This window comes from Streptomyces ossamyceticus (assembly GCF_001418475.1).
In the GTDB taxonomy this organism is placed as follows: domain Bacteria; phylum Actinomycetota; class Actinomycetes; order Streptomycetales; family Streptomycetaceae; genus Streptomyces; species Streptomyces ossamyceticus.
In genome coordinates, this window is sequence record NZ_LIQX01000386.1 from 1 (window position 1) to 8,976 (window position 8,976).

The 8,976-nt window shown below is 71.5% G+C and carries 8 protein-coding genes; 1 reads left to right on the forward strand and 7 read right to left on the reverse strand.

What is annotated here, in order from left to right; translation table 11 throughout:
- From AOK15_RS26550 to AOK15_RS26570, 5 genes are all read right to left on the reverse strand, one after another.
- On the reverse strand, positions 1-987 hold a 987-nt coding region (locus tag AOK15_RS26550; RefSeq protein ID WP_478078815.1), incomplete at its 3' end, for a helicase domain-containing protein.
- 83 nt (positions 988-1,070) lie between these two features.
- Positions 1,071-1,679, reverse strand: a complete 609-nt coding sequence (locus tag AOK15_RS26555) for a TetR family transcriptional regulator (RefSeq protein ID WP_055520884.1) — start codon at positions 1,677-1,679, stop codon at positions 1,071-1,073.
- Between the two features lie 9 nt (positions 1,680-1,688).
- Positions 1,689-3,986, reverse strand: coding sequence for a phosphotransferase (locus AOK15_RS26560; RefSeq protein ID WP_079058719.1), 2,298 nt, complete (start codon positions 3,984-3,986; stop codon positions 1,689-1,691).
- 207 nt (positions 3,987-4,193) lie between these two features.
- Positions 4,194-4,901 (reverse strand): HAD family hydrolase, encoded by a 708-nt coding sequence (locus AOK15_RS26565; RefSeq protein ID WP_240508603.1) that lies wholly within the window; start codon positions 4,899-4,901, stop codon positions 4,194-4,196.
- A 29-nt stretch (positions 4,902-4,930) separates the two neighbouring features.
- A complete protein-coding gene (locus AOK15_RS26570) occupies positions 4,931-5,794 on the reverse strand; it encodes a GntR family transcriptional regulator (protein ID WP_055520889.1) in 864 nt (287 codons plus the stop codon).
- A 193-nt stretch (positions 5,795-5,987) separates the two neighbouring features.
- On the opposite strand from AOK15_RS26570, the gene AOK15_RS26575 reads away from it, so the two are divergent.
- A complete protein-coding gene (locus AOK15_RS26575; protein ID WP_055520886.1) occupies positions 5,988-6,176 on the forward strand; it encodes a hypothetical protein in 189 nt (62 codons plus the stop codon).
- 35 nt (positions 6,177-6,211) lie between these two features.
- Here AOK15_RS26575 and AOK15_RS26580 read toward each other — a convergent pair whose 3' ends face one another.
- Together AOK15_RS26580 and AOK15_RS26585 are read right to left on the reverse strand one after the other, a co-directional pair.
- Positions 6,212-7,054 (reverse strand): winged helix-turn-helix domain-containing protein, encoded by an 843-nt coding sequence (locus AOK15_RS26580; RefSeq protein ID WP_055520887.1) that lies wholly within the window; start codon positions 7,052-7,054, stop codon positions 6,212-6,214.
- Between the two features lie 408 nt (positions 7,055-7,462).
- Positions 7,463-8,752, reverse strand: a complete 1,290-nt coding sequence (locus AOK15_RS26585; protein WP_055520888.1) for a GNAT family N-acetyltransferase — start codon at positions 8,750-8,752, stop codon at positions 7,463-7,465.
- Between the last annotated feature and the right edge of the window lie 224 nt (positions 8,753-8,976).

The window sequence follows — 8,976 nt, forward strand, 5'->3', positions numbered from 1 at the left end:
GCGGAGCACCTCCGCCATCCGCACGTCGTGCTTGAGCGTGGCCGCCCGCTCGTCGTCCTCGGCGGTGACCGGCTGCCGGGCGATCTCGTCCATGACGGTCGACTGGCGCACGCCCACCTCGCCGAGCGCCGGGAGGACCTCCGCGATGTACGACAGGAAGGTCCGGTTGGGGCCGAGGATCAGCATGCCGCCGCGGCGGATGCGCTGGGGGTGGGTGTAGAGGAGGTACGCGGCCCGGTGCAGGCCGACCGCCGTCTTCCCGGTGCCGGGGGCACCCTGCACACAGACGGAGGTCGCGAGACCGGCGCGTACCAGGTCGTCCTGCTCCGGCTGGATGGTGGCGGCGATGTCCCGCATGGGCCCGGTCCTCGGCCGTTCGATCTCGGCGGCGAGGAAACGGCTGGGCGCGGAGCCCTCACCGCCCACGCCCTCAGCCACCACGCCCTCACCGCCCACGCCCCCGGCGCCGCGCGCCTCACCGCCCAGGGGTTCGTCCTCGAACCCGGTCAGGTCGGCCGAGTCGCCCCGGCTGCCGGGGGCCCAGCCGAAGCGCCGCCGCACGGCCACGCCTCTCGGGTCGCCGGCGCTCGCCTGGTAGAAGGCGCGGGCCACCGGCGCACGCCAGTCCACGACCAGCGGCGGTGACCCAGGATGCTCGGTGATCCGCAGCCGCCCGAGGTGGTAGCTCTGCCCGGCGTGCTCGCCGTCGTGGCCGTCGTCCCCGAAGTCGAGCCGCCCGAAGAACAGTGGGCCCTCCGGCAGCTCCCGGAGCGCCTTGGCCTGACTGCGGAGCCGGTACCCGAGCACCTCCGCGTCGGCCCCCGAGGCGGAGACGTCCTCGCCGATCACCACCTGCTCCCCCGCCCCCTCGACCATGGCGGCGAGGGCGGCGCGGCAGGCGTCGTGATGGGCGCGCTCACGGGCGAGGGCGTGCCGCAGGGAGGGGGACGGGTCGGCCGGGTTCTCGGGCGCGCGAGTGGACGTCATTCCGCCGAGCGTACCGAAATAACGTAACTGAGTTAAGTTTTTAACCGAGGTTCATCTATTGCTCCCGGGCCCCAGCCCCGCCCTCACACCACCAGCGTCCGCTCCAGTCGCCCGAACACGCGCTCGGCCGCCGCGACGGCGTCCCGCTCGATCCCCTCCACCGGCTCCCCCCGCTCGATCCGCCGCCAGTTCTCCATCGCCAGCACCCGTCGTACGGCGACGAGCTGCCCGGCGGCCACCCGCGCGTCGAGTCCGCCGCCGAGGGCCTCCGCGAGCGCCTCCTCGGAGCGCTCCAGATGGCCGTACATACGGGCTACCAGCGACGGCGTGCCGTAGAGGAGCCGGTGGAAGGCGAGGACGCGCGGGTGGTCGTTGAGTCCGGTGACCGGGTCGCGCCGGGCCAGCCCGGCCAGGAAGTGGGCCCGCAGCGCCCCCACCACCGACTCGCCCTCGGCGCGGCCCGCCACGACCCGCGCCGACTCGGTCTCGTGGTCGGCGATCCGGTGCAGGACGAGATCCTCCTTCGCCGGGAAGTAGCGGAAGAGGGTCGGCTTGGAGATCTCGGCGGCCGCGGCGACCTCGGCCACGGAGACCGCGTCGAAGCCCTTCTCCAGGAACAGTTCGATCGCGATCTCGGACACCGTCTCGTACATCCGCCGCTTCTTGCGCTCCCGCAGGCCGGTCTCACTCATGGGTCGAGCCTACGCAGGCACGCGGGCGTCGGAGCGGGCCCCGGACCCGGCGCCGAGGGAGGGCCGTGAGCCGAGGGAGGGCCGTGAGCCGAGGGAGAGCCGTGAGCCGAGGGAGAGCCGGGCATCGAGGGAGGGCCGGGCATCGAGAGGGGCGCGGGCGCCCAGGGAGGCCCGGGCGCCGTGGAAGGCGTGCGACCTGGCGTGGAGTCCCAGGCCCGCGGTCGCGGCGGTCAGGGTCATGGCGTACCCGTCCACCGCCCGGCGCACGTTGGGCGCCTCCAGGCCGTCGCCGGTCACGAGACGGTCGAGGTCGACGTAGGCCGAGCGGACCGTCTCGATCCAGCGGTAGACCCGCCAGTCGTCCTTCCACCCCTTGGTGCACTCCTCCGGCAGCAGCCGGGACCAGCGGGTGAACAGCCGCTCGCGGATGTCCGCGAGGGTGGGGGTGAGGTGCATGTGGCGGACCAGGTCGTAGAGCGGGTCGCCCACCATCGCCATCTCCCAGTCGATCAGGGTGAGCCCGGCACCGTCCTCGCGCCGTACGAGGTTCCACGGGTTGAGGTCGCCGTGCAGGAGGGCGGGGCGGCGCGGGGCCAGCAGATGGCGCCGCAGGAGTTCCCCCAGCCGGGCGCTGCCGGGCAGTCCCAGTTCCCGGGCGAAATCGATGGTCTCCTTGGGGAGTTCGGCGACCATCCGGATCAGCTCGTCGCACAGGCGGGGGTAGAAGTCGTCGAGGGACGCGTCCCGGTCCAGCTCCCCGTACTCCGCGCGGGTCAGCTCGGCGAGCTGGTCCACTAGGTCGTCCGCCTCGTGCGGCAGCAGGCCGTGCACCGGGTGGTCGGGCTGCCGGATCGTTCCCGTCGGCCCCTCGTAGGAGTGGATGGTGAACCGGTCGCCGAGCGCGCTGGTGCCCAGCGCCAGCACCCGCGGGGCGCGCACCCCCGGGCAGGACCGTTCGACGGCCCGCAGGACGGCGTGCTCGTTGAGGAAGCGGCGCTCACGGGGCACGGCCGTGCCGACCTTGCGCCGCACCATCACGGGACGCGGGAAGCCGGACACGCGCACGGCCGTACTGAGGTGGGCCGTCCCCCGGAACACCCGGTCCGCGGAGGCCGCGCCCTCCTCGAACAGCGCCTCCCGCACCGCCGACGCGGGGAACTCCGGGTGCTCGGGCACCCTCGTGTCGCGCTCCCAGGAGACGGCGGAGACCGTCCGCTCCCGGCCGTGCCGTCGGCCGTGGGACAGGTTCCAGCGGAACAGGACGCGTTCGATCGCGCGCTCGTCGGGCACGCGTCGCAGCCGCAGGGGTTCCTCCGCCGCCACCAGCGCCCGGTGCACCGCGCGGGTCGCCTCGTCCAGGTCGCGCTGGTCGAAGGAGTCGCCGAGCGAGGTCGCCGCGCGCATGACGTCGGGGTAGACGGACTGGGCCCGCTCGAACGCGAGGTAGTGCCCGAGGTCCCGGTCGAGGCCGCCCACGGCCTCGGCCCGCCGTCGGCCCACGGCCTCGCCCCACGCGTCCGTCACCTGCGCCCACTGTTCGCTCGGGTAGCGGGTGCGCACGAGATGGGTGGCGAGGTCGTGCAGAGGGTCGCCGTAGGTCGCGAGCTCCCAGTCGACGCAGACCAGCGGCGGATCGCCGTCGTACGGCACGATCACGTTGTCGCGGTGCAGATCGGTGTGGAGCAGGCTGAACGGGCGGCTGGTCATCGCCGGCACCCGTTCGGCGAACCGCACCAGGGCGTCGTCGGGGATGCCCAGGGTCGCGAAGAGGCCGCCGAACCCGCCCCAGTTGCGCCGTCTGATCTGCTCCTCCGCCGCCAGGGCCAGCGCCCGCAGGAAGGCCCGGCTGTCCCTGCTCGACCGGGGCCACGACTGCGGCAGCGGGGGCAGGTCCTTCCTGCGCACCCGCGTCATGTCCGCCAGCAGCCCGGCGAGGCCCTCGATCAGCCGGGCGTCCAGCGGAGTGCCGTCGGGGTGGAGGCCGGACAGCGGTACGCCCGGCACATGGGTCAGGACGGTCCGGTCCCCGTGCCGGACGAGGCACCGCGGTGTGTGCGGCAGGAACCGGTGGACGGCGCGCAGGATCTCCGCCTCGTCCTGCCAGGTCCGCACGACCACGGGCAGCGCGGAACGGATGCGCCGGCGCACGGTGACGGACTGCCCGGCTTCGCAGCCCAGGAGCCGCCGGTCGGCCTCGGTCGGCGTCCGCACCGTGTGGTTCAGATGGTGATGGCCCCGGCAGGCCGGACCCAGAGCTTCCGCACGGCGCGCGAAGTCGTCGTACGCCGTCCTCCGGGCACCAGGCATGGGTGGACCATCCAAGGGTCACTCCTGAACAGCCGTGCGTCGCCTCTGATGTTCATGCGACGAAAGTGAGAGTGGGGACACTGTAATGGGCTGAGCCCCGCACCACCCGGCCAATGGCTCATTCAGGACTTGCGCTCGGCTCCCCCGTCCGGACGCCCCGTTCCGCGGGGCTGGTGGGGGCTGTGGCGCTGTGCCCGTGGAAGGGCCCTACGTCCGGGACCGCAGCACCTTCAGGACGGTCTCCAGCGATCGGACGACGACCCGGGCGCCCGCGTCCCGCAGCTGTCTGCCCTTGTCCTCGTCACGGGCGTAGCCGAGGAACGGCACTCCCGCCCGTTCGGCGGCGACCAGATCGGTCGGGGTGTCGCCGATCATCAGGGCCGCGGACGGTGTGGCGCCCAGTGCGCCGAGCGCCCGGTTCAGACAGTGGGGGTCCGGTTTCAGCAGGTGGAGGTCGCTCGTCCGGCCGTATATGTGCCGGCTGAAGCAGCCCGTCAGGCCCCGGCCGGCGAGGTAATCGGCCACGGTGCGCGGGGAGTTGTTGGTGGCCACGGCGAGCCGGCTGCCGAGCGCCGACCAGGTGCGGATGAGCGGATCGGCGTACGCGGTGGGCATGGCGGAGGCGACCGCCTTCAGCTCCAGCTGGGTGAACCTCTCCTCCAGCTCGGCGACCAGATCGCTGCGCGGGCGCCTTCTGTCGATGGCGTACAGCACGACCATCGGATCCGGGTGGACCCGTTCCTCATCGGTGAGCAGGCCGTGCAGTCCCTGCCCCTCCAGCCACGCGACCAGGTCCTTCGCCACCTGCTCCGCGGAGTGGCCCGCGAACAGCCGGCAGATCGGGCCGTCGAAGTCGAACACCACGTAACGAACAGGAGCGATCAGCTCACGCAGGATCTCTGTCTCAACCGTCACCGCATCAGTCTGCGTCGTATCAGGCGTCACTAGGAGAGTGTCAGGTCCGTGGTGATGGTTTCCCAGAGGGCGTCGAACCACTGCTGGGACTGCTCCACGAACGCCTCGTCCCGCCGGCTGGTCTCCCGCGCGAACGAGAACAGCAGCGACTGGGTCCCGAAGGCGTCGTACATCTCCAGCGGGCCGCCCTCCAACTGCTCCTCGCGCTTCATGAGCGTGTAGTACGCGATGAGGGCCTCGGTGCCGTTGAGGAGGTACAGCTTCACCGGCGGGGTGAACGGCAGCGCCCGGAAGGTCACGCGGACGTCGATGCCGTGGGAGGTGCGCAGCGCCCGGAGGTTGTGGCGCAGCACGCGGATCTGGGCGTTGCGCTGGTCCAGCCAGCGCTTGTGCACGGGGTCCTCCTCGTCGGCCTCGCCCCGGCCCTCGACCGGCACCGGGAAGGCCAGGTTGATCTTCCGGGACGGCAGGAGGATCCGGACGTCGATCGACTCGGGGCGGATCGTTCCCTCGTGGATGAGGCGGACCGGTTCGCCGAGCGCCAGCATCAGGGTCTCGGCGGTGAGGCAGGCGGCGTCGACCCGGACGTGCGGTGCCGAGAACGCCTCGGCGAGCCGGGGCGCGAGGCCCACCATCGTGGGCTGGGGCTCGTTGCCGGTGGGGCGCGTGGCCTCGGCGACGCGGGGCGGGCTGCCCTTGCTCACATTGCTCAGCAACCCGTCCTCGTGCAGGACGCGCAGGGCCTGTCGCACGGTGCCGCGCTCGACGCCGAACTCGTCGGCCAGTTCGGCCTGGGTGGGCAGCCGTTCGCCCGGCCTCAGGGCGCCGCTGCGGATGCGTTCCCGCAGGGTGTCGGCGATCTCCTGGGACGAGAGCCTTCTGCTGCCGTTCACTGCGACGTTCTCCTGGGTCACGACCAAAACGCTACAACTTTGATCCATCTTTGTGGAGTTCACTGCAAGGTGGTTATGAGTATCAACCAAGTGGGCACCATCTAAGCAGAGTTGGTAACCAACTTGGTGAAGTTGGCGGAAGTTCTGCCTCCTCTTGCCCGACCCGCCTCAGCGCCTCGAAGGAGGTACCACCATGCCCGCCATCGCCCTTCTCTCCGCCATCGCCGTCGTCGCCTTCGAGCAGACCGTCGAGTGGCGCTACGGCACGATGGGGATCGTCGGCCTGCTGTTCCTCACCGTCGGCCTGAAGGCACGCAACCACACGTGCAGCTCCATCGGCGCCGTCATCCTCGCACTGCTCTTCGCGGGCCCCACCTTCTGACCCGAAGAGGAGTCGCGGGCCCACCCCGGGCGCCGTCAGCTCGTGAGCACCAGCTCCGAGCTGATCGTCTCCCACAGCGCGTCGAACCACAGCCGGGACTGCTCGACGAAGCTCGCGTCCCGCGGGGCCGAGGCGGCGCCCCGCTCGAAGGCGAACAGCATCGACTGGGTGCCCTCGGCGTCGTACATCTCCAGCTGCTCGCTGTCCACTTCCGCCTCCGTCCGCTGCACGGTGTAGTACGCGAACAGCGCCTCCGTGCCGTTGAGGAGGTACAGCTTCACCGGCGGGGTGAACGGCAGCGCGCGGAACGTGACATGGACGTCGATGCCGTGCGTGGACCGCAGGGCCAGCAGGTTGTGCCGCAGCACCTGGCCCTGGGCGTTGCGCTGGGCGAGCCAGCGGCGTTGCAGCCGGCCGTCGACCGAGGCGTCGACCGGCGTGGGGAACGCGAGCGGGATGTCCCGGCTCGGCAGCAGCACCCGTACGTCGAGCCTGGCCGGTTTTATGCGCCCCGCGTGAATCTCGCGCAACGACTCACCCACGGCGAGCGTGAGGGACACCGCCGTGAGGCAGAGGGCGTCGATCACCACGTGCGGGGCGGCGAAGGCGGCGGATATGCGCGGGGCGAGTTCCACCATGGTGGGGCGCGGCGGCGCCCCGGGACCGCCGGTGAACGTCTTTGCCAGGTCCGGAGCCACCGTCGCGGGGCTTCCCTTGGAAACGTTGGTGAGCAGCTGCTCCGACTGGAGGATGCGCAGCGCCTGGCGGACGGCACCGCGCTCCACACCGAACTCGTCGGCGAGCTTGGCCTGGGTGGGCATGCGCTGTCCCGGTCGCAGCTCGCCGGACCTGATCCGGCGGCGCAACACGTCGGCCACCTCGTGATGTGACCTCTGGGGCCGCTGTGACGACTTCCGTCGATCGACGGCCGCACGTTCCCGCTCCACGAACAAACATTACAACTTCGCGCCATCTTCCGGCAGTTCATGGGAAGGTGGTTATGAGACGACTCCAAGCGGAGATAAGTAAGGAAGAGTTGGTCGCCAACTTCGCTGACATGGTCAAACTTTCAGCTTGTTGGTGACCTGGCTCACACAGACCGACCGATCGACCTCCCTTCCGGAGGGGAGCCGGGAGTTCGACCGGTCCGCACAGCCACAACTGAATGGCACAGCCACAACTGAATGCGCAGCCACAACCACAACTGAATAGCTACGGATGCAGCACACCCGCACACCGAGGAAAGGTCGAACGACAACTCCCGGGTCCCAGCGGCGGACCCGTCATCAGAAGAGGTCCGGGCACCACGGGCGCCTGGACGTCCGCAGCAGGGCGTCGGCGACAGCGGCGGCGCCCTTCCGCTGTTCCCCGACCCGGCCGAGCGCGGCGAGCCGCACCGCCGACTCGTCGCCCAGCCACAGTGCCGCGAGGTCCGCGACATCCAGCACCAGATCGCCGTCCTCGCTCGTCGGCACACAACTCGCGCCGTCCGGACCGGCGTCCAGCCGGTAGCGCCCGGCCGCGAAGCGTCCCCCACTCTCGACTCCGCTCGAGCGGGGGGACCCCCATCCGTCGAAGACCTCCAGCACCAGCGTCCCGGTGCCCGCGTACGTCCGCGCCTCCAGCGCCCGCACGACGTCCAGGATCCGCACCCACAACCAGTCGGCCTGGGCGGTGACACGCGCGGCGCGCGGGTCGGGGAAGAAGTCCGGGAGGAGGTCGTCGGGGGCCCGCCAGCCCGTCTTGACCTTGGTGATCCAGTCGATCGAGCACAGGAAGTGCCACAGGGCGCGCTCGGCGGCCGGGGTCGTCGCGATCAGCCAGTTGACGTCGGCCGTGTTGTGCGGCTGTTTGTCGTGCCAGTGGTCGTCCGACTCGTACGAGGCGAGGCCCTGGACCTCGCCGGCCGCCGAGCGGTACACGGCGTAGAAGGGCTCGGTCCAGGACGAGACGATGCCCCGCTCACCGGTGTTGAGCCGCCACCAGCGCTCGTCGCGGTCCACGGCACCCGGCTGGGCGCGACGCAGCCGCTCGTGCAGCTCCGGGCCCAGCTTGCGCACGTCGGCCCCGTCGACGAGGTCGATGCGGCCACCGTCGGCCGGGCCGGACCAGCGGGGGTCGAGTCCGGTGCGCGGCACGTCGATCGTCCACTCGGTGGTCCGGGTGGCGGGGCCGAAGCCGTAGCGGCCGTAGATCGGGTACTCGGCGGCGATCAGCGTGGCGACGACGTCTCCGCGGTCCCTCGCGGCGGTGAGGTCCTCGGCCATCATCCGGGTCAGCAGGCCCCGGCGGCGGTGCGTGGGGCTGACCGTGACGTTCGAGATGGCGTCGGCGGGGACGGCGCCGCCGCCCACGACCGTCAGCCGCTGCGGGAACGAACGGAACGTGGCGACGCAGCGGTCCCCGTCGAACGCGCCGAGCGTACGGGCCGGGACGATGTGCGCGGTGCGGTCCTTGAGCTCCTGCTCGGACCAGGTCTCCGACGGCCGCAGGAACCCGGTGTTCAGCGCGCGGATCCAATCGGCCTTGTCGTCCTCGGTGATGGCGCGCACGACGATGTCCTGGGTGGGGCTCATGAGCCCACGCTAGGGGCTGCCCGGAGCGACTGTCGCGGGGTTTTCCCGAGCGCCGGCCCACGGGGGTGCGGGGTGACTTGTGCGTCGCCGGGTGCGGGTGGATGAAGGGCGGGCCGCAGGCCCGTTCCCTTCGGGGGCGCGGGGAACTGCGCGGGGAACTGCGCGAGAAACCACGACGGACCCGCACCCGCCGACGAACCCGCGCCCGCCGACGAACCCGCACC

Excerpts from the sequence above, each read along its gene's own strand:
- AOK15_RS26585 (WP_055520888.1), bottom strand. The coding sequence starts at position 8,752 with ATGAGCCCCACCCAGGACATCGTCGTGCGCGCCATCACCGAGGACGAC.
- AOK15_RS26555 (WP_055520884.1), bottom strand. The coding sequence starts at position 1,679 with ATGAGTGAGACCGGCCTGCGGGAGCGCAAGAAGCGGCGGATGTACGAG.
- AOK15_RS26575 (WP_055520886.1), top strand. The coding sequence starts at position 5,988 with ATGCCCGCCATCGCCCTTCTCTCCGCCATCGCCGTCGTCGCCTTCGAG.
- AOK15_RS26560 (WP_079058719.1), bottom strand. The coding sequence starts at position 3,986 with ATGCCTGGTGCCCGGAGGACGGCGTACGACGACTTCGCGCGCCGTGCG.